The 26,928-nt window shown below is 70.9% G+C and carries 22 protein-coding genes and 4 pseudogenes; 13 read left to right on the forward strand and 13 right to left on the reverse strand.

Annotation, left to right across the window (positions count from 1 at the left end):
• The first annotated feature begins 148 nt into the window (after positions 1 to 148).
• The gene (locus CP969_RS02500; RefSeq protein ID WP_026085504.1) at positions 149 to 958 is read left to right on the forward strand and encodes a hypothetical protein; all 810 of its coding nucleotides are present in this window, start codon (positions 149 to 151) and stop codon (positions 956 to 958) included.
• Between the two features lie 305 nt (positions 959 to 1,263).
• Here CP969_RS02500 and CP969_RS33595 read toward each other — a convergent pair whose 3' ends face one another.
• The 3 genes and pseudogenes from CP969_RS33595 to CP969_RS33605 all read right to left on the reverse strand — a co-directional run.
• Positions 1,264 to 1,473 (reverse strand): hypothetical protein, encoded by a 210-nt coding sequence (locus tag CP969_RS33595; protein WP_004993191.1) that lies wholly within the window; start codon positions 1,471 to 1,473, stop codon positions 1,264 to 1,266.
• 103 nt (positions 1,474 to 1,576) lie between these two features.
• Positions 1,577 to 1,636: pseudogene (locus tag CP969_RS34545) on the reverse strand (hypothetical protein); the annotation flags it as partial.
• Between the two features lie 210 nt (positions 1,637 to 1,846).
• Positions 1,847 to 1,978 (reverse strand): annotated as a pseudogene (locus CP969_RS33605) (alpha/beta fold hydrolase); the annotation flags it as partial.
• Positions 1,979 to 2,270: 292 nt separating this feature from the next.
• Between CP969_RS33605 and CP969_RS02510 the strand changes: the two are divergent.
• The 7 genes from CP969_RS02510 (at position 2,271) to CP969_RS02540 (ending at position 8,665) form a co-directional block, all read left to right on the forward strand.
• The gene (locus tag CP969_RS02510) at positions 2,271 to 3,965 is read left to right on the forward strand and encodes an MFS transporter (protein WP_106431186.1); all 1,695 of its coding nucleotides are present in this window, start codon (positions 2,271 to 2,273) and stop codon (positions 3,963 to 3,965) included.
• 177 nt (positions 3,966 to 4,142) lie between these two features.
• Positions 4,143 to 4,628, forward strand: coding sequence for a MarR family winged helix-turn-helix transcriptional regulator (locus CP969_RS02515; protein WP_016828054.1), 486 nt, complete (start codon positions 4,143 to 4,145; stop codon positions 4,626 to 4,628).
• 269 nt (positions 4,629 to 4,897) lie between these two features.
• Positions 4,898 to 5,908 (forward strand): AvrD family protein, encoded by a 1,011-nt coding sequence (locus tag CP969_RS02520; protein WP_016828053.1) that lies wholly within the window; start codon positions 4,898 to 4,900, stop codon positions 5,906 to 5,908.
• A 252-nt stretch (positions 5,909 to 6,160) separates the two neighbouring features.
• Positions 6,161 to 6,724 carry a hypothetical protein gene (locus tag CP969_RS02525; protein ID WP_016828052.1) on the forward strand — a complete coding sequence of 188 codons (564 nt, stop codon included), beginning with the start codon at positions 6,161 to 6,163 and terminating at the stop codon, positions 6,722 to 6,724.
• On the forward strand, positions 6,721 to 7,020 hold the full coding sequence (locus CP969_RS02530; RefSeq protein WP_016828051.1) for a hypothetical protein: 300 nt from the start codon (positions 6,721 to 6,723) through the stop codon (positions 7,018 to 7,020). Before CP969_RS02525 ends, CP969_RS02530 begins: the two co-directional genes overlap by 4 nt.
• Positions 7,020 to 7,724 (forward strand): 3-oxoacyl-ACP reductase FabG, encoded by a 705-nt coding sequence (fabG, locus tag CP969_RS02535; protein ID WP_004993179.1) that lies wholly within the window; start codon positions 7,020 to 7,022, stop codon positions 7,722 to 7,724. Before CP969_RS02530 ends, fabG begins: the two co-directional genes overlap by 1 nt.
• 116 nt (positions 7,725 to 7,840) lie before the next feature.
• Positions 7,841 to 8,665 carry an AAA family ATPase gene (locus CP969_RS02540; RefSeq protein ID WP_004993178.1) on the forward strand — a complete coding sequence of 275 codons (825 nt, stop codon included), beginning with the start codon at positions 7,841 to 7,843 and terminating at the stop codon, positions 8,663 to 8,665.
• A 208-nt stretch (positions 8,666 to 8,873) separates the two neighbouring features.
• Here CP969_RS02540 and CP969_RS02545 read toward each other — a convergent pair whose 3' ends face one another.
• On the reverse strand, positions 8,874 to 9,068 hold the full coding sequence (locus tag CP969_RS02545; protein WP_016828049.1) for an integrase core domain-containing protein: 195 nt from the start codon (positions 9,066 to 9,068) through the stop codon (positions 8,874 to 8,876).
• A 421-nt stretch (positions 9,069 to 9,489) separates the two neighbouring features.
• On the opposite strand from CP969_RS02545, the gene CP969_RS02550 reads away from it, so the two are divergent.
• The gene (locus CP969_RS02550) at positions 9,490 to 17,934 is read left to right on the forward strand and encodes a type I polyketide synthase (RefSeq protein ID WP_051044460.1); all 8,445 of its coding nucleotides are present in this window, start codon (positions 9,490 to 9,492) and stop codon (positions 17,932 to 17,934) included.
• A gap of 176 nt (positions 17,935 to 18,110) precedes the next feature.
• Here the strand turns inward: CP969_RS02550 and CP969_RS02555 are convergent.
• Together CP969_RS02555 and CP969_RS33610 are read right to left on the reverse strand one after the other, a co-directional pair.
• Positions 18,111 to 18,437: pseudogene (locus tag CP969_RS02555) on the reverse strand (DDE-type integrase/transposase/recombinase); the annotation flags it as partial.
• Positions 18,438 to 18,448: 11 nt separating this feature from the next.
• Positions 18,449 to 18,625: pseudogene (locus tag CP969_RS33610) on the reverse strand (integrase core domain-containing protein); the annotation flags it as partial.
• Between the two features lie 83 nt (positions 18,626 to 18,708).
• Between CP969_RS33610 and CP969_RS02565 the strand changes: the two are divergent.
• Positions 18,709 to 19,200 carry a hypothetical protein gene (locus tag CP969_RS02565; RefSeq protein ID WP_026085502.1) on the forward strand — a complete coding sequence of 164 codons (492 nt, stop codon included), beginning with the start codon at positions 18,709 to 18,711 and terminating at the stop codon, positions 19,198 to 19,200.
• A 961-nt stretch (positions 19,201 to 20,161) separates the two neighbouring features.
• Here the strand turns inward: CP969_RS02565 and CP969_RS02570 are convergent.
• The 6 genes from CP969_RS02570 to CP969_RS33635 form a co-directional block, all read right to left on the reverse strand.
• Complete coding sequence (locus CP969_RS02570; RefSeq protein ID WP_016828046.1) at positions 20,162 to 21,118, reverse strand: hypothetical protein; 957 nt, start codon at positions 21,116 to 21,118, stop codon at positions 20,162 to 20,164.
• 716 nt (positions 21,119 to 21,834) lie between these two features.
• Positions 21,835 to 22,005, reverse strand: coding sequence for a hypothetical protein (locus CP969_RS33620; RefSeq protein ID WP_223887178.1), 171 nt, complete (start codon positions 22,003 to 22,005; stop codon positions 21,835 to 21,837).
• A 328-nt stretch (positions 22,006 to 22,333) separates the two neighbouring features.
• Positions 22,334 to 22,906 (reverse strand): MMPL family transporter, encoded by a 573-nt coding sequence (locus tag CP969_RS33625; RefSeq protein ID WP_216087564.1) that lies wholly within the window; start codon positions 22,904 to 22,906, stop codon positions 22,334 to 22,336.
• Entirely contained in the window at positions 22,875 to 23,105 is a 231-nt protein-coding gene (locus CP969_RS34185) for an MMPL family transporter (protein ID WP_263407167.1), read from the reverse strand. Before CP969_RS34185 ends, CP969_RS33625 begins: the two co-directional genes overlap by 32 nt.
• On the reverse strand, positions 22,997 to 23,575 hold the full coding sequence (locus tag CP969_RS33630) for an MMPL family transporter (protein WP_223887032.1): 579 nt from the start codon (positions 23,573 to 23,575) through the stop codon (positions 22,997 to 22,999). Before CP969_RS33630 ends, CP969_RS34185 begins: the two co-directional genes overlap by 109 nt.
• 3 nt (positions 23,576 to 23,578) lie before the next feature.
• Entirely contained in the window at positions 23,579 to 23,848 is a 270-nt protein-coding gene (locus CP969_RS33635; RefSeq protein WP_016828044.1) for a hypothetical protein, read from the reverse strand.
• A gap of 494 nt (positions 23,849 to 24,342) precedes the next feature.
• Here CP969_RS33635 and CP969_RS34550 point away from each other — a divergent pair, with 494 nt between their 5' ends.
• The 3 genes from CP969_RS34550 to CP969_RS34555 all read left to right on the forward strand — a co-directional run bounded on the left by CP969_RS34550 (position 24,343) and on the right by CP969_RS34555 (position 26,243).
• Complete coding sequence (locus CP969_RS34550; RefSeq protein WP_078495478.1) at positions 24,343 to 24,624, forward strand: FmdB family zinc ribbon protein; 282 nt, start codon at positions 24,343 to 24,345, stop codon at positions 24,622 to 24,624.
• 21 nt (positions 24,625 to 24,645) lie between these two features.
• Positions 24,646 to 25,890 carry a formamidase gene (gene fmdA / locus CP969_RS02600; protein WP_016828043.1) on the forward strand — a complete coding sequence of 415 codons (1,245 nt, stop codon included), beginning with the start codon at positions 24,646 to 24,648 and terminating at the stop codon, positions 25,888 to 25,890.
• Between the two features lie 221 nt (positions 25,891 to 26,111).
• Positions 26,112 to 26,243 (forward strand): hypothetical protein, encoded by a 132-nt coding sequence (locus tag CP969_RS34555; protein WP_016828042.1) that lies wholly within the window; start codon positions 26,112 to 26,114, stop codon positions 26,241 to 26,243.
• A 319-nt stretch (positions 26,244 to 26,562) separates the two neighbouring features.
• On the opposite strand, the gene CP969_RS02605 is transcribed toward CP969_RS34555, so the two are convergent.
• Entirely contained in the window at positions 26,563 to 26,811 is a 249-nt protein-coding gene (locus tag CP969_RS02605; RefSeq protein ID WP_026085499.1) for a hypothetical protein, read from the reverse strand.
• Positions 26,812 to 26,928 lie beyond the last annotated feature (117 nt).

Genomic DNA, 26,928 nt, shown 5'->3' on the forward strand with positions numbered 1-26,928 from the left:
GCGGAGTCGTGCAGGCAGAGCGCAGCACCGCCTCCCCATGCGCTGGCCGAGCCGGGCGAGCGCGTCCGCGGTGACGGACTGGCGCAGCCAGCCTCCCCCCTCGCCCCAGAGGCAGCGCCGCCTGACGGCGGTGGCCTAAAGTGGCGGGATGCTTGCACCTGCCGGCCGGGCGGCCCTGGACCTGATGGAGGCCCATCTGGAGGCGCTGTGGGACGCGACGGACGCCGCGCTCCCGCCGGAACCGCTCGGCCTCGCGGCGAAAGAAGGGGACGAGCTCGTCCATTGGGCCCTCGACCGGCTCCGGAGCGTCCCGCGCGAGCCGAAGGACGCCTTCTGCCGGGAAGTCAGCGGCTTGCTGGCGGAGTTCCGCTCCCGCCGCAGCCCCTGGAACGCGGCGGCGCTGCGGCTGCTGGACGACACGTACACCTTCGTGGCCACCGGTCCCCGACAACACGAGGACTGGGCGCACGACGTCCATGCCGTGCTGCACCGAACGGTCGCCGATCCCCGCGGCTGGGTCCGGCTGGACTGGGACCGCCTCAACCCCGCCCGCCGAACGATGCCTGCGTACCCCTTCGACCCGCCGGACCCAGCGCTGCTGCCCGCCCGTCTGTACCCCCTGGAGGCAGAGGCGGCAGTCGCCGCGCTGGCCATCATGGCGGAGGAATGGCAGGCGGAGCAGGCCCCCGTCCGCTCCCGCCCCACCCGGGACGCCCTGGTGGCGGATGCCCGGTTGCTGCTCGACCGGTATGGACCCGGTGCGCGCTACTGGACCAACGCGACGGCCGCCGCCTCCGATCCATCACCGGACTTCCTCGCATCCGGCCTCCAGGGCACCGCGTCCCACTGCTTCCACACCCACGAGTACATCGCCGGCCTCGACATATTCGAGGACCTGGGCGTGATCGCGGTGAACGGCGAAGAGGTAGGCGTCTTCTGGTCCTTCGGGGCGTACTGACGACCACCCCGGAACACGCGCCCCGTACGGATGGCTCCTCCGTCGCCCGGAAACCCTCACCGAGACCGACCAGCTCCACCTTGCTGAGGTTTTCGTTGGTTCTGTGGGGGTGGGTGGGTGGTGGGTCCGGTGTGAGCGAGGAAGGACCAGGGCAGTTGATCGTTCTGGCTGATGCGGTGGATGCCCCGTTCAGTGGCGTCGGCAACGTCTGCGAGGTGGTCGCCGGCGAGGTGGGCGAGCTCGCGCTCCTTGATCGCCGACCACAGCAGTTCCACCGGGTTGAGCCCGGGCACACAGGCCGGTAATCACTCGAGGGTGAGCCAGGCCTGTTCGACGGCCCGGGCGCGCATGGCCCGGCTCCGGTGGGCGGACAGCCCGTCCCGGACCAGCACCACCGGCTCTTCGGCGTAGAAGACCCTGACTTGCTCGAGGACCTGAATGAGTGCGGTGGTGTCGTAACTTCTCGACCACCGGGCCGACCCGCTCCAAGGTCCACAGATCGGCCTCGAAACCATGCGCCTGGGCGCCTTGCTCCAGTGCGGTCCGCACCTGCTCGACCTGGGCCTCGTCCAGCTTGGATGGGCGACCGGTGGCCGGGCGCCGCCGCAAGGCATGAGTGCTGCCCTCCTCCCACGCCCGTTTCCACCGCAGCACGCTCTCGTCACTGACCTCCAGCATTCGTACGATCTCGGCATCGAGCGTCCCTGATCGAACAACTCGGCTGCCCGCACACGCCGTGCCTCGGCCGACTGCGGCTGTGTCAAAGGGGGGAACGACGGACTCAGAGACAGCACGCGAAGGCTTGAAAGACACGACAACAGGCTTCCACCCACGAGTCCGCCACACCCACAGAACTAACGAAAACCTCAGCAAGGTGTTGGGCCGACTGCGCTCCACCCCCAGACAGGCGCGCAACGCCTCCACGTCGTCCACGAGCCGGTCGCAACGGTACGTCGTCGGATCCGTCGGCACCGCGGAGTCGCCGGTGCCGCGCAGATCGAGCAGGATCAGCCGGCGTCGATGTCGAGTGCGCGGGCCCGGGCGGCGTAGCCGTCGTCGCACGGGGCGGGCAGGACCCCTTCTCCGTTTTGCGGTTCTGCCCGCTGCTCCGCAGGCCCGAGGGCCGTTCGGCGCACCCGGCGGGTGCCGATGTCTTCGCGGCCCCGCGCTGGCCACCGGATCGACGCTTTCCGGCCCGATGCCGACCGAAAGCCCTGAGTGCATTGACAGGCACCCCTCCGTCTCCCTAGCTTCTCAAATCATCGGAAGCTTCGATGATTTAAAGCGTGGATCATCGAGACTCGGGGGAATGATGTCCGAACGAACGACGCGGTCGCTACAACAGGCCGCCGGTCCCGGCGCCGGGGCGGAGAGTGGCGGGCGGGGATGGACTCTGGCCGTCGTGTGTGTGGCCACGTTCATGCTGCTGCTCGACCTGACCGTGGTGAACGTCGCGCTGCCGGACATCCGGCAGGCCTTCGACGCGAGTTTCACCTCGCTTCAGTGGGTGCTCGACGCGTACGCACTTGGCCTCGCCGCGGTGCTGCTGACCGCCGGATCGCTGGCGGACCGGCTGGGCCGCAAACGCGTCTTCAACTTCGGCTTCGTCGTCTTCCTGTTGGCCTCGCTCGCGTGTGGCCTCGCGAACGACGCGGTCGTCCTCTCCGTCGCCCGTGGCGTCCAGGGCCTGGGGGGCGCCGTCCTGTTCGCCATCGGTCCTGCGCTGATCGGGCAGGAGTACCGGGGCAAGGACCGCGGCGCAGCCTTCGGCGTCTTCGGCGGTGTCGTTGGCCTGTCCATCGCCTTCGGGCCACTGATCGGGGGCGCTCTCACAGACGGGCTCAGCTGGCGCTGGATCTTCCTGGTCAACGTTCCGGTGGGTCTCATCGCGCTGGCCGTCAGCCTGCTCCGGATGCGCGAGTCCCGCGAGGAGTCGGCACCCGCTGTCGACTGGTGGGGGCTGGTCCTCTTTTCCGGCGCGCTGACCCTGCTCGTGCTGGGGCTGCTTCGCGGTGAGGCCGACGGGTGGGGCAGCGCTCCGATCGTCGCCATGTTCGTCGGCTCCGCACTCCTCCTCGCGGTGTTCGGCGTCGTCGAGAGGCGGCTTGGCGCACGGGCCATGCTCCAGCTGTCGTTGTTCAGGAACGTCACGTTCAACGGGGTGTCGGCGGTCACGCTGCTGTGCGCCGCCGCCACCATGTCCGCGATTTTCCTGCTGGTCTCCTACGTGCAGAACGTGTTGGCGTTCTCCCCCTGGGAGACCGGCCTGCGGTTCCTTCCGCTGACTCTGACCCTGTTCGTTGCCGCCGCGGTCGCCGGCTCGCTGACGACGCGGGTGCCGCAGCGGCTGCTGGTGGGGGCCTCCCTCACACTTATCGCGATCGGACTGGTCCTCGTCTCACTCATCGGCCCGGACACCTCCTGGACCGCGTTGCTGCCGAGCATGCTCGGGATCGGCCTGGGCATGGGGCTGTTCAACCCACCCCGCGCCTCCCTGTCCATCGCCGTCGTGGAACCGTCCAAGGCGGGCATGGCCTCGGGCATCAGCGAGACGTTCCAGCAGGTGGGTGTCGCCATCGGCATCGCCGGCTTCGGCGCCGCCTTCCAAAGCCGCGTGACGGACCTGTTCACCGAGTCCGGGGTGGGGCGGCAACTGGGCCCGACCGCGCACGAATTCGGTGAGGCGGTCGCGGCGGGCGGCGGTGCCGAAGCCGTGAGCCGTGCGCCTCGGGAACTGGCCCCCGCGCTCGACGAGGCGGCGCGCACCGCCTTCGTGGACGGCCTGACCGACGTCATGCTCATCTGCGCCGCCGTCGCCGCGGTCGGTGCGGTAGTGGGATTCGCCTTCATCCGCACCCGGGACCTCCACGAGAGTGCTCGCATGGATGCGCCGGACGACGGAGGCCGACTCACGGGCGCCGGAAGCGCCAAGGAGACCGAGAGCACCGAAGTGCCCGCCGAACACACCAGGAGCCATGGCCAGGTGCCGACCGGCGGGGCACTCTGAGGCCGGACACCTCACGCGCAGCCGCAGCGGCAGCGACCGCGGCAGGCCCGGCCTTGGAGGCCGGCACCACCGCCGGGTACCCTCGAAACAACCGACGATCGGCACAAAGGACGCTCGGCATCACCAAGGGCCCGGCGGCCCGGGACCGGTCACTCAGCGACAAGGGGAGCGGCCCGGATGACACAGGCGATGCCCAGCCCGGCTGAGCCCACCAGGCTCGACTTCCCTCTGATCCGCAGGACCGGCTACCTGCTGCACAAAGCCGGCCTCCTCCTGATGGAGGAGGCCGAGCGAGCGCTCACGGCACAGGGCATGCGCTTGCGTTACTTCTACGTCCTGACGGCCCTGGACAGTGACCTCAGCCTGTCCCAACAGGATCTGAGCCGACTGCTCAACCTGGACCCGACGACCATGGTGGCGTTGATCGACGAGATGGAGGGCGCGGGCCACGTGGAGCGTCGCCGCAACCCGTCGGACCGCAGGAGGTACATCCTGCGCCTCACCGACGGCGGCCGCGAGGCTCTTGAGCGCGCCGGGCACGCCGTCGACCAGGTGGAGGAGGACTTCCTCTCCACCGTGCCCGAGGCCGACCGCGAACGGCTGCGGACGCTGCTCGGCGAGCTGCTCGCCGATCGCTGGCCGCGCGTGATCGCTTGCGAGTGATCCCCTTGCGGCCGCGATGCACGAATTCCGTTTTTCCATTTTAATGGAACTCCGGGCTCCGAGTACTCGTCATGGATCTTCCCGCGGAATTAAAGAATCCATTTAATGAGTGCCTTTTCCGTGACCTTGTGGAAGACGTCACAGATTTTTTCCTTGATCCCTTACTCGACTCATCTCCAACGTGTTAATATTTCACGCCCAGGGCTGCTCGAACCTGAGTGGCTCCGGTAAGCGGACCAAGTCCGCGGCACGGGGGAAGGTAACGGGGGATGAACAGCAAGGATTTATTCTACGGATCTCTGGAAAGCTGCCTCGGTCCTGGCAGCGCACGCTTTTTCGGGAGCGGGTACAAGCGAGTCGTCCAGGACCTGAGGGACATCACCACCGACGGCTCGGCCGAGCCGGGCGCGCTCGCCACCGCACGGGGCACGCTGACGTATCCGCAGGACTGGTCCCGCAAGTCGGGCGCCGGCGAGCTGCGGCCTCATCTCAGCAGCATCGACGCGCTGGTACTGGCCGCGACCCTGGCCGAAGTACACGTCAACCGGGCCTTCGGGCTGACAGCCACGGAACAGCGCCGCACCTGGCTGCGGCATGCCGACGTACGCGCCGGGAGCAGTCCGCACGAGGACCTCGCGGACTTTCCCGTACAGGGCCGACTCCTCGCAGTCGACGGCCCGGCTCCGCAGCAGTCCGCGCTCACCAGCACCTTCGACTGCCGTATCGGCGGGCTGCGTGTGCGTTGCACACTCGCCCATGAGCGTGGCGCCGGGCCCGAGGGCCTCGCCACGTACGCCGACGCTGCGGAGGCACTCGGGCCGGCGCGGGCCCGACACTACGGCGAGGGCTACAAGCACCGCGACCAGTACGCGGACCAGGTCCATGTCGACCTCGACCGGCAGCGAGTGCGGGGACGACAGCGTGTTGTCGCCACGGAGAGGGGCGCGGAGACACACGGGGCGGAAGCGGCCTACGGACCTTCGGTCTCGCTGGTCGACGCGCTGGTGGGGGTGGCCCAGCTGGCCCAGGCCCTGCTCTACGCACAGGACGGGCTGTCCCGGGGCAACAGCAACACACTCTGGATGAGGCGCTTCGTCATCGGCACGCAGACGCCGATACGGCCCCTCGGACGTAGCTTCGTATCGACCGTGCGCACCGCCAGGACCCGGCTCATCGGCATGGGCGGGGAGACCTGGCGCGCGGCGGAACTGGTCGTCGACGACTACTCGAGGATCGGCGGCCGGTGCTCTCTCGCGCACCGGCTGCCCACTGCCGCCTAGGCGCGACGCGTTCACCGGACGAGCGAACCTTTCTGACGCCGCAGGTCCCCGCGTTCTTGCGTCGGTACATCTTCACGGGCACGCCATTACAGGTGAATGCTGAATTTCACCCATTCACACGTCATGCCGTCCCACGGAAGATAAATGGAGCGCGGTGGGCCGGCATGTCTGAAGGGGCGTCATCACGGCAATTGCAGTAAACAACGGGGGAAATCAATCATGCGCTTTTCACCGACGTTACGCTTCGGAGAAGTGCTCGTCGTGCTGGAGGGGCCGGCCCGCGTGCTCTGGAAGGAGCCCGCTCCGGAACGTGCGAGTCACTGGACACCCACCGGGATTTGGCCGGACGAGGGGCAGCTGGCGATGGTGCGCGAGCACCTGGAAAGCGAACGGCCACTGCTCGTCCTGCTGGACGAAGCCCGCAACCCCGTGCCGATACTGCGGGAGGAGTGGCAGGCCGCGCCCTGCCGACTACTCGAGGATCTGACGGGCACATGCCACGGAGACCTCATGGATGACGAGGTCATCGAGTTGCGACTGCCGTTCCTCGACTGGCTGCCGGCCGCCCACCGGGACCGCGCCGCCCGCTTCCTCTCAGACAGCGACACGGCACTGTCCCGTACACCCGTGGCACTCCTGCCACCGCTGATGGCCGAGAAGAAGCACGACGGGGTGCCGCCGAGCCCGCGTTTCGCCCGGCGGATCGTGCCGAACGCGCTGACAGCCAGCCGGCTCACCGCAGCCATCGAGCACCTGTTCGCCGCCGGTCCGCAGCAGTGCACGGCCGGAAGCCGCTTGGGCGAGGTGATCCGGTGAGGGACACACGACACGTAGGGCGTCCCGGCCCCGACACCCGGTCCGGAACGGAGCCCGGCCCGCGCACCGGTTCCGACGCCCACCGCGACCACGGCCACGACGACCGGTGCGGCGACGTGGGCGGCGGCCTGTTCGCCGGCTTCCCGAGCGGCTCCGGCCAGGTGCCCAGCCACGGGGAGATCAGCTCGTTGATCGCCGTGACCGCGGCCGCGAATCTGGTGCTCGCCACCCGAAGGGTCTTCGGTCGTCGCCGCGCGGGTCACGAAGACGGTCCCGTCGACCGAAGGAGCCACTGATGGGACGTTCAGTCATGGTCACCGGCGGCAATCGCGGCATCGGACTCGCCGTGGCGCGCGCCCTGGCCGCCGACGGGGACCGCGTCGCCGTCACGCACCGCGATACCGGACCGCCCGACAAGCTGTTCGCCGTACGCGCCGAGATGACGGACACGAAGAGCATCGACACCGCGTTCGAGAAGGTAGAGGCAGAGCACGGGCCGGTGGAGGTACTGGTCGTCAACGCGGGCATCACCCGCGACACGTTGTTCTTGCGCATGGACGAACGGGACTTCACGGACGTCGTCGACGTCAACCTGCACGGGGCCTTCCGTACCGTGCGGCGCGCCGTGCGCGGCATGGTGCGTGCCCGCTGGGGCCGGATCGTCCTGATGTCCTCGATGACCTACGCATACGGAGCACCGGGACAGGTCAATTACGGCGCTGCGAAAGCCGGAATGCTCGGCATGGCCCGCTCCCTCGCCTGGGAGCTCGGTCCCCGCAACATCACGGTCAACGTCGTCGCGCCGGGACTGATCGACACGGACATGAGCCGTGAAATCACCGACCGCCGGCGCGAGCACCTGCTGACCATCACCCCGCTGGGCCGCATGGGAGAGGTGGAGGACGTCGCCGCGGCGGTGCGCTATCTGACCGGCGAATCAGGTCGCTTCGTGACCGGTGCGGTCCTGCCGGTCAGCGGCGGCCTGGGCCTGGGCGGATGACTCGGTACCGCTTGGCGGCCTGCAGAGCGGCTGTCGCCGGCTCCACGGCCGGCGACAGCCGCATCACCCGACATCCCGGCTCCGGCCGGAACACCACGACGAAAAGAGAACACCCCATGGGCAACACGAGCATCCCGGCAGCTCAGGCCGGCTCTCCGCCTGCCTCCTTCGCCGGGGAGCGCGGTCTTCGTCTCGCCATCTCCGGCACGTACTCCAGCGGCAAGAGCACCACGACCGAGGCACTGTCGATAGCGACCGGCATCCCGCGCACGCACGCCATGACCTCCCGCGAGATCCTCATGGAACTCGTCCCGGGCAAACAGGTCCAGGAACTCAGCGCGTCGGAGCTGACGATGCTCGGATTGCGCCGGCTCGAGGAGCGCATCCACCACGAGGCGGGTGAGGGGCCGTTCATCTCGGACGGCTCGGTGATCCACGAGTGGATCTACGGTGAGGCACGGATGCGGGTCGGCATCAACCCAGGGGCCAACTTCCTCCTCAAGACGGTGAAGAACATCGCCGGGCTGCCGGTGAAGCGGTTCTACCGCCAGTACATGGACGCCTACGGGGCGGTCACCAAGGCCCGTGCCAAGCGGATCTACGACGCCTACGTACACCTCCCGGTCGAGTTCGCGATGAAGGCTGACGGCCACCGGCCGGTCTCCGAAAAGTTCCGGAAGCTGTCCGACGATCTTCTGATCGAGACTCTCGAGGAGTTGGAGATTCCCTACCACGTCGTGGGCGGCAGTGTCCGTGAACGTGTGGAGCGGATCGTCGAGATCTTCGACCTGCCCTTGGTCATGCCGCTGGACGAAGCCATTGACCAGGCCAACGTCCGAGTGCGACAGGCGATCCAGGTCCTGGAGCAGGACGACCGGTTTCACGATGCACAGCGCACCAAATCCCTGCGCCGACGCATCTCGTACGCGATGCGCTTCTGACCACGCGCGGGTGAATGACCCCTGAACTCCGCCGTCCACGTGACCGCACCAGTGGTTCATGGACGGCGGGCCAGAGGCCGTTCCGGGCTCGGAGCTACGGTGCGCGTCGTCCTCGATGCGACAGGCTGGCCGTCCGCGAAGCAGTTCCGCAGTTCCCGCTTGAGGATCTTCCCGCTGGCGTTTCGAACTTGACCAGTATTTTCGCAGTTCAGCTGTCCAGACGGGCGATCCGGTCCGGGTCCTCGATCGGAGCGGGCAACGGGTGGAGGGGGCGGGTGTTCGTGAGGCCCTGGTGCGGCCTGTGCTCGTTGTAGAACGTCTCGAACTCGCCTAGTACGTGCAGGGGATGGCGTTGGTTCCAGATCAATGTGCGGTCCAGCAGTTCTCGTCGGCAGGTCTGCACCCACCGGCTCCGTGATCGAGTTCGTTCTCGGTATCCGGACGTCACTGAGCACCGCCTCGATACCCGCGTCCTTGAGGGCGGTGTCGAACAGCCGCGGGAACTTCCCTTCCCGTTCCCTGATCAGATAGCGCGCCCGACAGCCGGCGTCCTTGAGGTCCATGACAAGATTCCTCGCCGCCTGGACCACCCCGGACGCGGTCGGAGGCGCGGTCGCGGCCAGGGTCCGGATCCGGCGGTTCGCGTGCTCGATCGCGGCGAACACGGACAAGCGGGCCCCGGACAGGGTGACGGTATGGATGAGGTGTTCGGCAAGGGCAGGGTCCCCGCCACGAAGTGAGCAGGGTCGCTGCGCCGCTGCCGCAGGGAACCAGGCGAACCACGCCACCCTCTTTCGTAGGAGTCCACGGGAGGGGCGGAACGAGTGGGTACAGACACGGACACCATCAGGCCACTGCCGGAGTCGCTCCGGGAACATGCCCGGCGCCTCGGGGAGAAGGTCGCCTTCCAGGACCGCCGTACGCGGCGGACCTACCGGGACCTGGAACGCAGGACCGGACGGCTGGCCGGGCACATGGCGGGGCTCGGCCTGGCGCGGGGCGAGCGGGTGGCCATCCTGCTCGGCAACCGTGTCGAGGCGGTCGAGAGCCTGCTCGCCGTTACCCGGGCGAGCGGGGTGGGCGTGCCGCTGGATCCCGGGGGCTCAGGGGCGGAGTCGGCCCGTCTGCTGGAGGACTGCGGTGCGCGCGTGCTCATCACCGATGAGGCCCGGCTGACGCATCGGCGGGAACTGCTGTCCCGCCCCGGACTGATCGTGGTGGTGGCCGAGGGCGGTGAGGAGGGCGGGGACACTTCGCCGTCCGGGGACTCCGGAGCGTTGGCGGACCGGGCCGGGACGGCGGGCGGCGTTCTGCGGTACGAGGAGTTGGCGTGTACGGAGCCGGGGACGCCCGCCCGGGACGATCTCGGGTTGGACGAGACGGCGTGGCTGCTCTACACCTCCGGGTCCTCCGGCGCCCCCAAGGGAGTGCTGTCCACCCAGCGCAACCGCCTCGCGCCGGTCGCGGCGGGCCTCGTCGGTGTTCTCGGTCTGTCGGAACGGGACCGGGTGCTGTGGCCGTTGCCCCTCCACCACGCCATGAGCCAGGTGGTCTGCGTCCTCGGGGTGACCGCGACCGGGGCGAGCGCCATGCTCCCGCCCCGCTTCTCGGTGGCGGAGGTGCTCGGCGAACTGCGCCGTACGGACGCCCCCTACACTCTCCTCGGCGGGGTGCCGACCACGTACTCGGCCCTGCTCGACGCGGTCCGGGGCGAGGAGGGCGGCGGGCTCAGCGCGCCCGCGCTGCGGGGCTGCATCAGCGGGGGCGCTTCGGCGGGGTCCGAGTTCCGGAGGGCCTTCGAGGCGATCTGCCGCACCCCCTACCTGGAGCACTACGGCAGCACCGAGGCGGGTCCGGTCACCATGGCGGCACCGGGCAGCACATCGGCGGCCGGGTCGTGCGGCCGGGTGCTGCCCGGCACCCGGGTCCGGGTCGGCGGTGGCGCGAACGGACAGGACACCGGCGAGGGCGAGTTGTGGGTGAGCGGGCCTGGAGTCATGGTCGGCTACCACGGCAGGCCGGAGGCCACCGCCGAGGTGTTGCGCGACGGTTGGTTCCGCACCGGCGACCTGGCCAGGATCGAGGCCTCCGGCGAACTCGTGATCACCGGCCGGGCGAGTGAGCTGATCATCCGAGGCGGGGCGAACATCCACCCCTCGGAGGTGGAGGCGGTGCTGCGGCGGCTGCCCGGGGTGGCGGACGCCGCCGTGGCCGGACGCCCGCACCCCGTCTTCGGCGAGGTGCCGGTCGGCTATCTGGTCCCCGCACCGGGCAGCGGTGGACTGGACAGGGGGGCGGTCCTCGCCGCCTGTCGTGCGGAACTGTCCGCTTTCAAGGTGCCCGTCGAACTGTACGAGGTGGAGGGCATTCCCCGTACCGCCTCTGGAAAGGTGCGGCGGCACGCCCTCGCCGACCGGCCCGCACGGACGCTGGGCACAGGGGCGGCCGAGGAGTCGACGGCGGACCTGCTGGCCCTGGTGCGGAACGAGGCCGCGGCCGTGCTCGGTTGCACGGCGGAGGCGGTGGAGCCCGGAACAGCGCTCCGCGATCTCGGTATGGACTCGCTGACGGCGACGGTGCTACGGGAGCGGTTGTCGGCGGCGACCGGCCTCCCGCTCTCCGAGGCCGTCGCCTTCGACTTCCCCACGGCCGCCGCGCTCGCCGCCCACCTCCGTTCGCGGAGCGCCGCCGCACCGTCGGGAGCCGGGATCGCGCACCGAGGCGCGGCTCGGCCGGACGACGATCCCGTGGTGATCGTGGGGATGGCCTGCCGCTATCCCGGGGGCGTGACCTCCCCCGAGGAACTGTGGCGGCTGGTGGCCGACGGGAGGGACGCCATCGGTCCGTTCCCCACCGACCGGGGCTGGGACACGGAGGCACTGTACGACCCGGACCCCGGGCGGTCCGGCCGGACGTATGTGCGTGAGGGCGGCTTCCTCTCCGGTGTGGACCGCTTCGACCCCGGCTTCTTCGGCATCTCCCCCCGCGAGGCTTTGGCCATGGACCCGCAGCACCGGCTGCTGCTCGAAGTGGCGTGGGAGGCCCTCGAGCACGCCGGTCTCGTTCCCCGCACCCTGCGCGGCTCGTCGACCGGGGTGTACGTCGGGCTGATGTACAGCGACTACGCCGGCCGTCTCACAGAGGTACCCGAGCATGTCGAGGGCTACCTCGGCATCGGCAGCGCCGGAAGCGTCGCCTCAGGTCGCATCGCCTACACCTTCGGCCTGGAGGGCCCGGCCGTCACGGTGGACACGGCGTGCTCGTCGTCCCTGGTGGCCCTGCACCTGGCGGCCCAGGCGCTGCGCCGAGGCGAGTGTTCCTTCGCGCTGGCCGGCGGGGTCACGGTGATGTCGGGGCCCTCGTCGTTCGTGGAGTTCAGCCGGCAGCGGGCGCTGGCCCCGGACGGCCGCTGCAAGGCGTTCGATGCGTCCGCCGACGGCACGGGATGGGCCGAGGGCGCCGGCATGCTGTTGCTGAGCCGGTTGTCCGAGGCGCGCCGCACCGGGCTTCCGGTGCTGGCCGTGGTCCGCGGCTCGGCGGTGAACCAGGACGGGGCGAGCAACGGGCTGACGGCACCGCACGGCCCGGCGCAGCAGCGGGTGATCCGGCAGGCCCTCGCGGACGCGGGGCTGGCCCCCGGGGACATCGACGCGGTGGAGGCACACGGCACCGGCACCCAACTGGGCGATGTCATCGAGGCGGAGGCGTTTTCGGCGACGTACGGGCGGGAGGCGCGGGAGCATCCGCTCTGGCTGGGCTCGGTGAAGTCGAACATCGGTCACACCCAGGCCGCCGCCGGGGTGGCGGGCGTGATCAAGACGGTGCAGGCGATGGCCCACGGCGTGCTGCCGCGTACGCTGCACGCCGACGAACCGACCAGCCGGGTCGACTGGTCGTCGGGGCGGTTGGCGCTGCTGACCCGGGAGGTGGAGTGGCCGAGGACAGACCGCCCCCGCAGGGCGGGGGTGTCCTCCTTCGGCATCAGCGGCACCAACGCCCATGTGGTGCTGGAGGAGGCCCCGGCGGATCGGGATGCCCCGCCGCCGGCTTCCGTGGCGGACGACGGGGCCGGGAGCAGCCGCGTCGACGGCGGGGCGGTGCCGCCGTCCGTGGCTGTTCCGGTGTCGGCGAGGAGCGGGCCGGGGCTGCGGGCCCAGGCGCGGCGGCTGTACGACCAGGTAGCCGCCGCGCCGGACGCGGCGCCGGTGGACATCGGGTACTCGCTCGCCACCACCCGCGCGGCCTTCGAGCACCGGGCCGTGGTGGTGGCCCGGGACCGTGCGGAACTGCTCGCCTCCCTGCGGGCGGTGGCGGAGGGAAAAAGCCGGCCCGGGGTGCGGACGGGCACGTCCCGTCGCCAGGGCCCGCTGGCCCTGCTCTTCACCGGCCAGGGCAGCCAACGCGTGGGCATGGGACGTGAGCTGTACGAGTCCCGGGGACTTCATCCAAGCTTCGCCCGGTCGTTCGACGAGAGCTGCTCCCTGCTCGACCCGCTGTTGCCGGTGCCTCTGCGGGACGTCGTGTTCGCCGGCTCCGGCACGGAGACTGACGCGCTCCTGCACGCGACCCGGTTCGCGCAGCCGGCGCTCTTCGCCCTGGAGACGGCCCTGTTCCGGCTGCTCGAGACCTGGGGTGTGCGCCCGGATCTGGTGGCCGGGCACTCGGTGGGCGAGGTGACCGCGGCGCATGTCGCCGGGGTGCTGTCCCTCGCGGACGCCTGCACCCTGGTGGCGGCCCGGGGCCGGCTGATGGACGCGCTGCCTGCGGGCGGTGCGATGGCCGCCGTGGCCGCCGACGCGGACGAGGTGGCCGAAGTGGCCGCCCGACTCGCCGGGGCGGGGCGTGCGGTGGAGGTCGCCGCCGTCAACGGGCCCGCCTCGGTGGTCGTCTCCGGGGACGAGAGCGCGGTGCACGAGACCGTCGCGCACTTCCGGGAGCAGGGCCGGTCCACGACGCCACTGCGGGTGAGCCACGCCTTCCACTCCGTGCGGATGGAACCCATGCTGGCCGACTTCGCGGACGTGGTGCGGCGCCTCTCCTTCGCCGCGCCGCGGATTCCCCTGGTCAGCGCCGTATCCGGCCGGGCCGCCACCGAGGAGGAGCTGAGCTCACCGGAGTTCTGGGTGGGCCACGTCCGCCGCCCGGTCCGCTTCGCCGATTCAGTGGCGCATCTCCAGGACCGGGGCGCGGCACACTACGTCGAGCTGGGGCCGGACGGGGTGCTCACCGGCCTGGTCCGCGGCTGCCTCGCCGCGACCGGAGCGGCTCCGGCGGGCCCGGGCACGGACGGAGCGCCCGCCGGCGAGCGGACCCCGGCGCCGCTGGTCCTGCCGACTCTGCGCGGGGCGCGGCCGGAGGCGGACGCCCTGCTCGACACTGTGGCCGCGCTGCACGCCCATGGCGTGCCCATCGACTGGCGGGCCGTCTTCGCCGGGCGCGGCGGTCGGCGCGTCCCCCTGCCCACGTACGCCTTCCAGCGCCGCCGGTACTGGCTCGACGCCACCCCGCGGCATCGGGCCACTCCCCCACCGGACGTCCCGGCCCACCCGCTGTTGTCATCCCGCACCGCGACGGCCGACGACGACGGGCTGTTGCTGAGCGGGCTGCTCTCGGTGCACGCCCAGCCCTGGTTGGCCGACCATGTGGTGGCGGGGACGGTATTGCTGCCGGCGGCCGCCTTCGTGGAGATGGCCCTGCACGTCGGTGAGTCGGCGGGCGCGCCCGTCCTGGACGAACTCGCGCTGACCGCGCCGCTGTCGCTGCCTGCGGACGGCACGGTCGAGCTGCAGGTGAAGGTGTCGGGGCCAGACGGTGCGGGACGGCGGAGCGTGCTCTTCCACGCCCGGCCGCACACACCGGCGGGCGACCGGCCCTGGCACCGGCACGCCTCCGGGACGCTCGTGCCGGAGCGGCAGCCGGCGGACCGCAAAGCGGCTGCGGCCGCGACCGGGGCAGGGGCCGCGCCCTGGCCGCCGCCGGGCGCGGTGCCGCTGTACGCCGGCGATCCGGGTGCCGACCCGTACGAGCGGCTGGCCGGAAGCGGGCTGGGCTACGGCCCCGCCTTCCGGGGCCTGCGCGCCGCCTGGCGGCTCGGGGAGGAGCTGTACGCCGAGGTCACGCTGCCCGAGGCCGCCGGGGCCCCGCTCCCGGACGCGGGTGGCCCAGGGTTCGTCCTGCATCCGGCGCTGTTGGACGCGGCGCTGCACGCCCTGGCGCTCGACGGGCGCACGGCGGAGCGTGTCGGGACGGACAGGACGGATGGTGGTGGGGTTTTCCTGCCGTTCGCCTTCGGCGGGGTGCGCCTGCACACGGCCGGCGCGCGGCGGCTGCGAGTGCGGATCACTCCCGGTCCGGACGGGCGGGCCGGGGTGGAGCTGACCGACGCGGCGGGCGCGCCGGTGGCCGCGGTACGTTCGCTGATGCTCCGGCCCCTTCCGCGTACCGGATCGGGAACGGTGGATCCGGGCCCTGGGGTTCTCCACCGGATGGACTGGGTGCCGCTGCCCGAGCCGCCCGTACCTCCGGTGGTGCCCCCGTGGGGCGTCCTGGGCACGGCGGGCACACGGCCGGTGGATGTGCTCGCGCCCCGGGGTTCCGGCGTTCCGGTGTACGCCGACCTGGCGGCGGACGGCGCATCACCGGCCGTCCTCGTTGCACCGTGCCCACCACCACCGGACACGGCCGGCGGTGCACAGGACCCGGCGGCACAGATGCGGTGGGCGGCGGGCTGGGCACTGAAGCTGGTACGGGAGTGGCTCGCCGAACCTCGCCCGGCGGACTCCTGCCTCGTCCTCGTCACCTCCGGCGCCGTCACCCCGGACGATGGCGGTCCGGTTGACGGTGGCACCGGTTCCGGGGATTCCGGCGCATCCGGTGGCTGCGCTTCCGCACCGGCCCACGCACCGGTATGGGGGCTGGTCCGCTCGGCCCTGCGGGAGAATCCGGGCCGGTTCGCCCTGGTCGACATGGACGATCACCCCGACTCCGTGCGCCTCCTCCCCGCCCTGTTGGCCGCCGTGGCGCCGGAGACAGCCGTACGACGGGGAACAGCGTACGTACCGAAGCTGGTCCGGGTGGCCGGGGCGACGGGGGAACGGCGGTCCCGGCGGCGGCTCGATCCGGGGGGCACCGTCCTGGTCACCGGCGGTACCGGTTCCCTGGGCATGCTGGTGGCACGGCACCTGGTCGCCGCCCATGGCGTCCGACGTCTGCTGCTTGCCGGCCGACGCGGACCGGACGCACCAGGGGTGGACGAACTCGTCGCGGAACTGGGTGAGTCGGGCGCCGAGGTGACCGTCCGGGCGTGCGACGTCGCGGACCGGACGGCGCTCGCCGCCCTGCTCGGCTCGGTGCCGACGGCCCATCCGCTGACCGGTGTGGTGCACGCCGCGGGGGTGCTGGACGACGGCACCCTCCCGGCGCTCACCACCGACCGTCTGGAGCGGGTGCTGCGGCCCAAGGCGGACGCCGCCCTCGCCCTGCACGAGCTGACCCGGGGGCGCGACTTGGCCATGTTCGCGCTGTTCTCCTCGGTGGCGGGTACCTTCGGCTCCGCCGGTCAGGCCAACTACGCGGCCGCCAACTGCGTGCTGGACGCCCTGGCACGGCACCGGAGACGGCTCGGTCTGCCCGGTACGTCGATCGCCTGGGGTCCCTGGCGGCAGAGCGAGGGCATGATGGCGCACCTCACCGACACGGACCTGCGGCGGATGGCCCGCTCGGGATTCGGCCCGCTCGAGGCGGACGAGGGCCTGGCCCTCTTCGACGCCGCCGTGGCCGGTGACGACCCGGTGGTGGTGGCAGCCCGCCTCACCCCGGCCGTCCTGAGCGGCGGGCCGGCGGCGGGCCGGTCCCGGCCGCCCGTCCCCGGTGCGGCGGGGGCGGGCGGCGGGGACGAGGCCCTGTTCGGTCGGCGGCTGGCGGCCGCTTCCCCGGGCGAGCGGGGCGAGTTGCTGCTCACGGAGGTGCGGGCCCTGGCGGCCTCGGTACTGGGTCACCCGGAGGGGGCGGCCGCGATTGACGGGGACGACCTGCTGGCAGACCTGGGGCTCGACTCCCTGGCCGCGGTCGACCTGCGTAACTCGCTCGCGACGTCGACGGGGCTGACGCTGCCGCCCACGCTGCTGTTCGACTTCCCGACCCCGCGCACGGTTGCCGCCGAACTGGCAGAGCGGTACGCCCAGGAGGCGACTCCTCCCGGCGTCGCCGGTGCTCCCGGCGACCCCGGCGTCCTCGAGCGGCCGGATGCCATCGGCCACCCGGGCGGCCCCGACCGAACGGCGGACAACGGTGTTCCCGGCGGTCCGGGGACGGCCGGCCCACCGCAAGCCCCGGTGCGGGCCGGGGAGGCACCGGACACCGGAGGTGCTTCGGATTCCCTGGGTGCGCTCTTCCGCGCCGCTTGCGACCGGGGGCGGGCCTGGGACGGCATGGTGCTGCTCACCATCGCCGCACGCCTCCGCCCGGCCTTCGACAGCGCCGGGGCGCCCGGTGCGGCACTCGATCCTGTGATGCTCGCACCGGGCGGCACGGGGCCCCGGGTGATCTGCTTCCCCGCCCTCAGTGCGCTCTCGGGACCCCAGGAATACGCGCGCTTCGGCGCCGGACTGCGGGGCCTGCGGCCGGTCGCGGCGGTGCGGCACCCGGGGTTCGGGCACGGGGAGACGCTGCCGGCCACGCTGGACGCCCTCGTCACCGCCCAGGCCGCCACCGTCCGCGCGGCCGCGGGTGACGGGCCGTTGGTGCTGTTGGGCCGCTCGGCCGGTGGCTGGGTGGCCCAGGCCGTGGCCGAGCGGCTGGAGGCCGAAGGCTCCGCCCCGCTCGCCGTTGTCCTGGTGGACACCTATCCCAGCAGTGACGGCGACCGTGGGCAGGCGCTCTCCGCGATGACGTCGGACATGCTGCACCGGGCGGCGGAGTTCCTCCCGACCGCCCCGGACCGACTCACCGCCATGGCCGGGTACTTCGAGCTTTTCGCCGGCTGGAAGCCTTTGCGGCTCGTCTCCCCCACCCTCTTCGTACGGGCCCGGGACCCGCTGCCCGGCGTGGAACCCGCTCCGGTATGGGATCTTCCGCACACCGAGGTCACCGTGCCCGGAGACCACTTCACCATGCTGGAAGAACATGCCCGTACCACCGCGCTCGCAGTCCACCACTGGCTGGCCGATTCGGACCGACGAACCCCTGACGCCCTGCACCGGTCACAGGTGTCGCGGGACGCCCCTGCAGGCCCTCCGGGGACAACCGGCGTCACGGGCTGGACTGCTTGATCGAGGAACACGGGACACGTGAACATGCGGCCTGTCAGTCCCGAGGCCGGAAAAAGGAGGCAGAGATCAACCCGTACGTGCGGGTGTGGGGCTCGTGAAGGCGTCGTCACGTTGGCGGGGGGTGTGAGCGGCCGGCGGCGTGCCGGGGCGTGTTGTGGCCTGGTTGGTGTGCTGGGTCAGGCCGCCGCGGCCAGGCCGGTGCTGCTGACGACCTGGTCCCAGACGGTGAAGCGGATGATCATCCCGAGGCGGTGCTCTCCGGCGGCCACCAGGTGGCGGCGGGGTCGGAAGTGGGGAGAGATGCCGCTGAAGGCGGCGAGGAACCGCTGAGCCCCGCCCACGGGACGGAAGCCTTTCATGGCGCGTTCGCGCTGGCGGGTGGGCTGGTGGCTGTTCTCGGCCCGGTTGTGCAGGCCCTTGTGGCAGCGGTGCCCCACGGAGGGCAGGGCCTCACGGTGGGCGGCGCCGTAGGAGCACAGCTTGTCGGTGACGATCCCCCGCGGGACCGCACGCGCCACCGGCGCCGGGGGAACAGCGAGGACAGCGCTGCGCACCACGGCCGGCCCGTCGGCTCGTATCGCACCGGCCCCGTGAGCTGTCTGCGCAGCACCGCGTTCTCGTGGCGCCACCCCAGCAATTCCGCCCCCTTGGCCATGTTCCGGCGCAGCAGCACCGCCGCCCTTCCATGCACTTACCGCAGACTGGCAAGGATCAGATACCGTCGCGTTCGCGTACGCAACAGGAACGGGTGTGTGGTGTCGGTACGCTGTCGCCATGGCTCAAGAGGACGGGGCGGAGCCGGTCTTCGTCCGTTCCCGGTGGGGGACAAATCGTTACGTCTACAACCCCGATAGCCCGGTCGGCAGGGCCCTGATCGTGGGGTCCCTGCTCTTCGGGGGCATCGGCATGTACGTGCTGCACAACAACTCCTCCTGGAGCGAGGGGGAGTTGCGCAACGCGGTCCACGCGGCCATGGCCGGCCTCAACGCGGGGCCCACGGAGGTAGGCGGGTGGCGCGGCGGCTACACACAGGTCATCTCCGAGGCCATCAAAGACAGCGGTGAAGGGCCCGAGCACGGCTCGCTGCACGTCTCGGCGTACCGCGAATGGGGCGACGGCGGGGGTGCACCGGTCGCCGACCGGTTCGAGGTGCGCAGCGACGACGTCGAGGACGTCTACTGCCTGAGCGTCTCCCCGCCTGAGCCCGAGACGTTCACGGTCGTTTCCGTCGACCTCGTGGTGACGGTGGACGCCGGCCGGTGCTGACCCGCGAGGGTCAGGGGCGCAGTCGTACTGCTCGGTTCGCCGGTCGGGCCCTTCGCGGTCTGCCCGGGCAACGGCCGCGCCCGTCGCTCGCCTCACGTCTTCAGGCGCGGTGCCGGGCGTGGGCGGTCGCGGCTGCAGCGCCGCGGCGGGTCAACGAGATGCGGAACGGGCCGACGGGTGCAACATCCAGCGCCTTCCCACAGCGATCGGAGACATCCCGCCTCACGAACACGCGGGCAACTACTACGCTCAACACCAGCCCCGACCGGCGGCTGGAGTCAACGCATGGAGTCTCCGCGGATACCGGAGCGGCTCAGGATGTGTCGGTGTAGCGGGAGTCGAGGATGACCTTGGCGGTCTCGCGGCGTCGGCTGCGGGGCCTTTGAGGGGGATGTCCCAACTGCTTTCGTAGATGCCTTCTTCGCGGATTTCGCGTGTCAGTCCTTCGGTGGCAGCGGCGATGGCATCCCGAAGGGGGCCATGGAGCAGGAATGCACGCGGATGCCGTTCCGTGATGCCGGCAAGTCTGCTGAGGGTCACCGTTGCGCCGAAGACGCCGGGGAGGAGATCGTCCTGGTCTGCGTCCTTGGCCACGTCTCCAGGGAAGGCCGATTCCAGGCAGGTCAACGGCATCGGGTCGCCGAGGTCGTCGGCGCGGTGGAGGAGAAGGTTCGTGCTCAGTCTGCCGGAGTTGGCATCACGCACGAGCTCTGGCCACAGAGGGCGGCGAGTGCTGCTTCGGGTAGGGCCCACACATCGTCATGTCACGCTTGCCGCCGTCAGCAGTACGGCGAGGAGAGGGGCACCGTGCTCGTGCGTCCCGCGCCCGCGCGCTTCACCGGTCGATCCGGACATGCCCGACCCCCTTCGTCCTTGCTGTGTTCGACCGGCTACCCGCGTCGGTCGCCGGCATCCCCGCTGTCGCGCAGGGACCCGGTCGCACGATGACGGCTTGTCAGCGTCAGTGACCCCAGTAGTCGCGGCGTGGCAGTTCGACCCAGGCATCGGGGGGCCCGACCACCCCGCGTGCGTCGGTCGGACGCAGTCCCGCGAAGGCGCAGGAGTAGGCTACGGCGTTGCCCTGGTAGAGGTACGAGACGAGTACCTCCTCGGGGGTGTCGTGCTCGTTCGGTCCTCCGCCCGGGTGCAGGTCCCAGCCCTCGACGGCGCCATCGCGGGCGATGCTGCCCTGATTGCCGCTCTTGGGGTTGGCGTACAGGCCGTAGCAGACGGTGCCGGTGGACAAGCGGGTGAGCACGCCCGGCATCTGCGGTGCGTAGCCCCAGGGCTGGGTGACGATGCAGCCGCCCGGCACCGAGGTGACACCGACGATTCGCAGGCTCTCGTCGGCGTCGTGCTCGTAAGGGTCTTCCAGCAGTTCGTCGATGACCTCGTGCGCCATCGGCACCGCCTGAAGACGGCGCACCGCCTCGGCCGCGTCGATGCCGGCGACGCAGGCCAGCCCGGTGCCGTCGTAGGAGAACGTGCCCAGCGCCGTGGTGAGCCGATGGGCCTCCTGCGCCACCGCACGCTCGGCGTCGGTCAGGCACTCGCCTTCCGGCACCGGGAACAGGTCCGGTGTCGGGCCGGCCAGGGCCAGCCGCCCCGGTGACCAGCCGCCGAGCGACGGGCGCCAGGGGTCGGCCCCGGCGGCGGCCAGTGCCCGGGCGTTGCCCGGCTTCCGGGAGACGACGGCCTCCCACAGTGCCGTCACCCCATTCTCCAGCGCGTCCACATCCGCGACCCGGCCGGCCAGCTCGGCGATGACCTGAGAGGACCCGAACACCGCCGCGCGGTGCAACGGGCGTCCCCCGCTCCAGTGCTCCGGATCAGCGCCTCCGTCGAGACGCCGGCGGATCTCGGCCGCGTCCGTCCAGTCCCAGCCCATGCCGACCCAGCCGTCGCTTCCCGCCGCCATCGATCCCCCTCGTGTCACGCACTCCTTCGCGTGACACGCTCGCACACGGGTCTGACATCCGGGGCACTGAGCGCTTCTCACCGACAGGGCGGTCGTGTGATCAACCCCGAACACCAGCACTGGCGCCGCGGTATCGAAGCCGCCGCCATCTACCACCGCTCCACGGCGACCTGAAGATCCCCTTCACCTGTCGCGTCCCCGCCCACGACAACCAGGAGACGGAAACCGAAGGGTGGCCGGCCACGCTCGCCGTTTCCCCTGGGGCAGTGGATCGCCGACGCCGCCGCTTCGACGAACAGCGGGGTCGGACAGGGGCCGCTGTCATGGTGCGCGGCCTCCAGCCTGTGCCAGGCCAGGAGTGTCGTGTGTGCCTGCTTGGGGTTGGGGCATTTGTTCCGCCCCCGCTCTCGCGCTACCGCTCCAGGGCCAGGCCGACCTTGCGACCGCCCGGCCGTTCCTGCCCGGGGCCCGTCATCTGCAGACCGGCAGCGGCGTCCGTATCGCCCTCCTGAGTGGTGCCACGACCGCGGAGGGCCGCCAGTGCACGGGCCAGGTGCTCCAAGTCCGGGACGCCTCGGCATCCGTCTGCTCCCCACCGAACGGGCCTGCCGCGTAATCGCTGCCAGCACTTCCTCACGGGCCTGTGCCTCGGCTCCACCTGAATCCGCCGTGACTGGGTCCATGTCCCCTCCTGATCGCTCGGGCGGCCGGCCGCATCAGTTGGTCAGCCAATGGGACACCAGAACAGGGCAGCCCAGCCCCCTGAAGATCACTGCTCCGTCACAACCGCGGTCGTGAGCAGCAGCGGCGATGAAGTGTGCGGCGACGACATAAGGGCTCGGTCGCATCCACATGGTGATCCCGCCGACCACCGTGTTCAGGAGCACGACCCAGAACTGTGCCCAGGCGTCGCGGTCCGCTGGAGCCGGGCGGTGACGATGACCCGGCCGACCACCACGCACAGAACGCCGGTCAGGAGCCGGCTGCCGAGGCCAAGAAGGCCCAAGGGACCGCTGTGGTCGATCACCGGAGGAGAGAGGGCGCCCGCCGGGGGATGTACAAGCTGCCCTCCCTCCTCCTCGGAGGAACCTGCTTCCTGCCGCTACTGCCAGGAGTCAGGTCGGTGGTCGCGGTGCTGCGGTTGCTGGAGCTGGTGCGGGGTGCCGAAGGGGGCACAACCCTGCTGCCGGAGTAGTCCTGCCGGTCCACGTACGGCTACTGGTCCGCGTAGGACTGCCGGTTCGTGTAAGGCTGCTGGTTCGCGTACGGCTGCTGGTGCTGCGCTCCCGCGTAGTGCGGCTGGGCGGCCGGGACCGGGCGCAGCTGGCGGGTGTCGTCGGAGCCCGTGGCGTGCTGGTCGCCGCGGCCCGTCGAGCGGTCGTCCGGCCACCAGTTCCACTTGCCCAGCGCGGTCATCAGGGCCGGCAGGACGAAGGCCCGGATCACCATGGCGTCCAGCAGGATCGCCGCCGCCAGGCCCACGCCGAGCTGCTTGAACTCGACCATGCTCAGCGTGCCGGAGATCGAGAAGACCCCGACCATGACGATCGCCACGCTGGTGACGACCCCGGCGGAGCGGGTGATGCCCTCGCGGACGGCGTCCTTGACGGTCGCTCCGTTCTGGGCGGTCTCGCGGATCCGGCTCACGACGAAGACGTGGTAGTCCATCGAGATGCCGAACAGCACCACGAAGAGGAACAGCGGCAGCCAGGAGACGACCGCTCCGGAGCTGTGGAAGTCCAGCAGCCCCTTCGGCTCAGGTGTGTTGGAAGACCGCGACGAGGACACCGAACGAGGCCGCGGCCGACAGCAGGTTGAGCAGGATCGCGGAGAGCGCCACGGCCAGTGACCGGAAGATGAGGACCATGGTGACGAAGGTCAGCAGCAGGACGAAGCCCACCACCCACGGCATCCGGTCCTCCAGGTGGCCGGTGAAGTCGAGGCCCTGGGCGACCTTGCCGCCGACCGCGCTCTCGGCCCCCGGCACGCCCTCCATCGCCTGGGGCACCCAGTCCCGCAGCAGTTCGAGGAGTCGCGAGCGCCGTCGCTCTTGGGCGAGTGCGGCGTGCCGACCTGGACGGTGTGCACCCGATTGTCCGCCGACGTGCGGATCGTGGGCGTCTGGTCGTGGGCGAACAGGTCGTTCCCCGCGGTGCGCTTCAGCAGCCTGCCGAGGGCTGCCTCGACGTCGGCGGCCCGGTCGGCGGGGGCGCGTACCGCCACCTGGTGCACGGTGCCCTTGCTGGGGAAGGCCTCGGTGAGCCGGTCCATCGCCCGGACGACGGGGATGTCCCGGGACAGGTCGTCGGAGCCGGGCTGCTTCAGCTTCATGTCGAGGGCCGGCAGGGCGAGCAGCAGCAGGGCGCCGACGGACACCACGAGCGTGAGCACTGGTCGCACCAGGGCGGGCCGCAGCAGCACCGGCCACAGCTTCGAGTCGCCCGAGCGCATGGTCAACCGTCACAGGAAGGGCACCCGCAGCCGGTCGACCCAGCGTCCCAGCTTCGCGAGGAGCGCGGGCAGCGCGGTCAGGGAGGCGAGAACGGCGATGGCCGACGGCCTCGTCGAGCATCCCCGGCCCTGTTCCAGTTGCCCGTCCGCCACGGTCAGCGGCGGCAGGGCCTTGGCCACCTCGTCGTGCGGCCCGGCCGTCTCCGTCAGCAGGCCGCCCCGGTAGGCGGCGTCGCACACCTCGCGAGCCGCGCCCGGACGGTCGAAGGCAGGCCCCACGCCAGTCCGCGTCCGCGCGGCGCGGGCAGTCCGTGGCGCCGGGCGGTCGCGGCGAGGACGCGGCCCACGCGTTCGCCCAGCGCGGTGGTCCGGGCCTCCATCGCGCCGTCGGACCAGAACACCTCCAGCGCGCGGGCACCGTGACGAAGGCGGGGTCGTAGCCGCGGAAGGTGCCGTTGTGCTCGTCCGGCTTCCACACGTCGTACCAGGGACGCGACAAGGTGAGTGCCATGGGCGTCCCGTACCCGCCGATGGACTTGGACAGGCGGACCACGTCCGGAACGATTCCGGCTCTATTGGACCTGTCGAACACAGCGCGACCCCCGTCTGCGCGCCGCCACCTCCAATGGAGTTATCCCACACCGAGTCGGTCAGCTACGCCGTTGAACGACCGTTACGCTCAAACCCTCACAATTTGCTTCAGCGGCGGTGGGGAAGTTCGGCTAGCGCCATCATGCCCCTGGTCCGCCCGAATGTGACGCGGAGGCTCTCACATGGCGAGGTACGACTACGCGTGCGGGCAGTGCGGCGTGTTCGAGGTCGTCCGTCCGATCGACGCCCCGATACATGAGCCGGCGTGCGCCACATGCGGCGGAGCGGCGACGCGTGTATACGCCCCGCCCGCCATCACCTCGCCCCACTCCGTCCTGCGACGGGTGCGCGACGCTGCCGCGGCCAGCGCGCACGAGCCGACGGTGCAACACCACATGCCCGCACCACCCCGTCGTAACGCTCATCCGCCGAATCCACTGCACGCACGCCTCCCGAGGCCGTGACCCACAGGCAAGGAGCGACAGATGCCCGAAGTGCTCTTCAGCGTCGACCAGTCCCGGTCGTTCTACGACCAGGCAGTCCCGCCGCACAACCGCTGGCACCCTGACATCCCGCCGGTGGCGACCGTTCGGCCCGGCACCGAGTTCCGCCTCGAATGCCGGGAGTGGTTCGACGGGACGGTTCACAACGACGACTCCGCCAACGACATCCGCGACCTCGATCTCTCGATGGTCCATCCTCTGAGCGGACCGATCGCCGTCGAGGGTGCGCAGCCCGGTGACCTGCTGGTGGTCGACATCCTCGACATCGGTCCCGTTCCGCAGGAGACCGGGCCGGTCGCCGGCCAGGGCTGGGGCTACACGGGCATCTTTGCCAAGGCCAACGGCGGCGGTTTCCTCACCGAGCACTTCCCGGACGCATACAAGGCGGTCTGGGACTTCCACGGGCAGATCGCGACCTCCCGCCACCTGCCCGGCGTGCGCTTCACCGGCATCACCCACCCAGGCATCATCGGCACCGCCCCGTCGCACGACCTGCTCGGCCAGTGGAACGCCCGGGAAGCCGAGCTCATCGCGACCGATCCCGACCGGGTGCCCCCGCTCGCGTTGCCGCCGGATCCGCAAGGGGCAATCCTCGGCACGCTGGAAGGCGACGCGTTCGAGCGTGCTGCACGGGAGGCGGCACGCACCGCGCCGCCACGCGAGAACGGCGGCAACCAGGACATCAAGAACCTCACCCGTGGCGCCCGGATCTTCCTGCCGGTGTATGTCGAGGGTGGCAAACTGTCCGCCGGTGACCTGCACTTCAGCCAGGGCGACGGCGAGATCACCTTCTGCGGCGCAATCGAGATGGGCGGCTACCTCGATCTCGGCGTCGACCTCATCAAGGGCGGCATGCAGACCTACGGGGTGACGACGAACCCCGTGTTCTACCCCGGCAACGTCGAGCCGCGCTACAGCGAGTTCCTCACCTTCGTCGGCATCTCCGTCGACGAAGACGGCCGCCAGCACTACCTCGACTCACACGTCGCCTATCGGCGGGCCTGCCTGAACGCGATCGAGTACCTGACCAAGTTCGGCTACTCACCTGAGCAGGCCTACCTGCTCCTCGGAGCCGCCCCGATCGAAGGCCGCTTCAGCGGCGTGGTCGACATCCCCAACTCCTGTGCCACGCTCTATCTGCCCACCGCCATCTTCGACTTCGACATCCGCCCGTCCAGCGACGGTCCACAGAGCGCCGATCGGGGAAGCTGCGCCCGCTCAAGCTAGCTGGTCTTTCCAGACACCCGGCATCCGAGGTGCACCCGAAGCAGCGGAACCCAGTTGCCGGCAGCGCCCTGGTAGACAGCCGACCAGTGAGTTTTCTCAGCGAAATGACCTACGCGAAGCGGCATGAACCACTCCATGCGTGAGCAGGCCGGACGGACTGGGCCGGCCGAGGACAGACGTAAAACCACTGGTGGGACAGGTACCAACACAAGATCACGTCCGTGTTCACCAGAGGCTTCACGTTGGTCACCCATGGTGCCGCGCTCGGCGTCCCGCGCCACGTCGTGGACCACCTCTCGCGTCTGCTCGCCGCCCAGGTCCCGGACCTGCACGAGGTCCTGGGCCACGGCTGACGCGCGAGGACGACCCATGTGATCCTCGACGGCACGCTCATCGAAACGGACCGCCTCGCCGGTGTCCGGGACAACGGCAACGACCGGTGGTTCAGCCAGAAAGACAAGGTGTTCGGCGGCGCGGCAGCGACAAGACGGGGGGCGTCGGCCGGCGGGACCGGCCAGCGGTCGTGTTCAAGCTCTTCAAGGGAGCGGTCATGGTCCGGGGACCGAGTCACCGCCCGATCGTCCTACGACGAGATCTCGAACGCGGCATCAGTCGAGGACATCAAGTCCTGCCCCCCACTCCCTTACAGGACGCCGTTTCATGCACGGCTCCTCACCAGTTGGTTCCCTCGGCGAAATACTTGGCCGCCTCGCGGAGTACGCCCCGCCAGCAGGAGGTGTTGTCGCACTTCGGCTCCAGCGCGCCCAGGAGTGGCGCGAGCATCCGCCGCCAGTGCGCCGCGTACGAGAACAGGGCCTCCACGGCGAGGCCGGCCGCCCTGGGCAAGGTGCTGGAAGACCTGGAGCAGGCCACCGGTGTGGGCTCCGGCCCGGTGGAGACGAGGGCGTGACGGTACGGCACCGGCGGTGCCTCCCCCGGGCGGCGGAAAACACCCCCGCCCCGCAGGCCCCTGACCGGCACCGTCCATCACCGGACCAGCAGGTTGCGGACCACCGGGCCACCGTTGGCGAAGGGGCC

Origin of the sequence: Streptomyces viridosporus T7A, from assembly GCF_008704515.1 — a bacterium.
In the GTDB taxonomy this organism is placed as follows: Bacteria; Actinomycetota; Actinomycetes; order Streptomycetales; family Streptomycetaceae; genus Streptomyces; species Streptomyces viridosporus.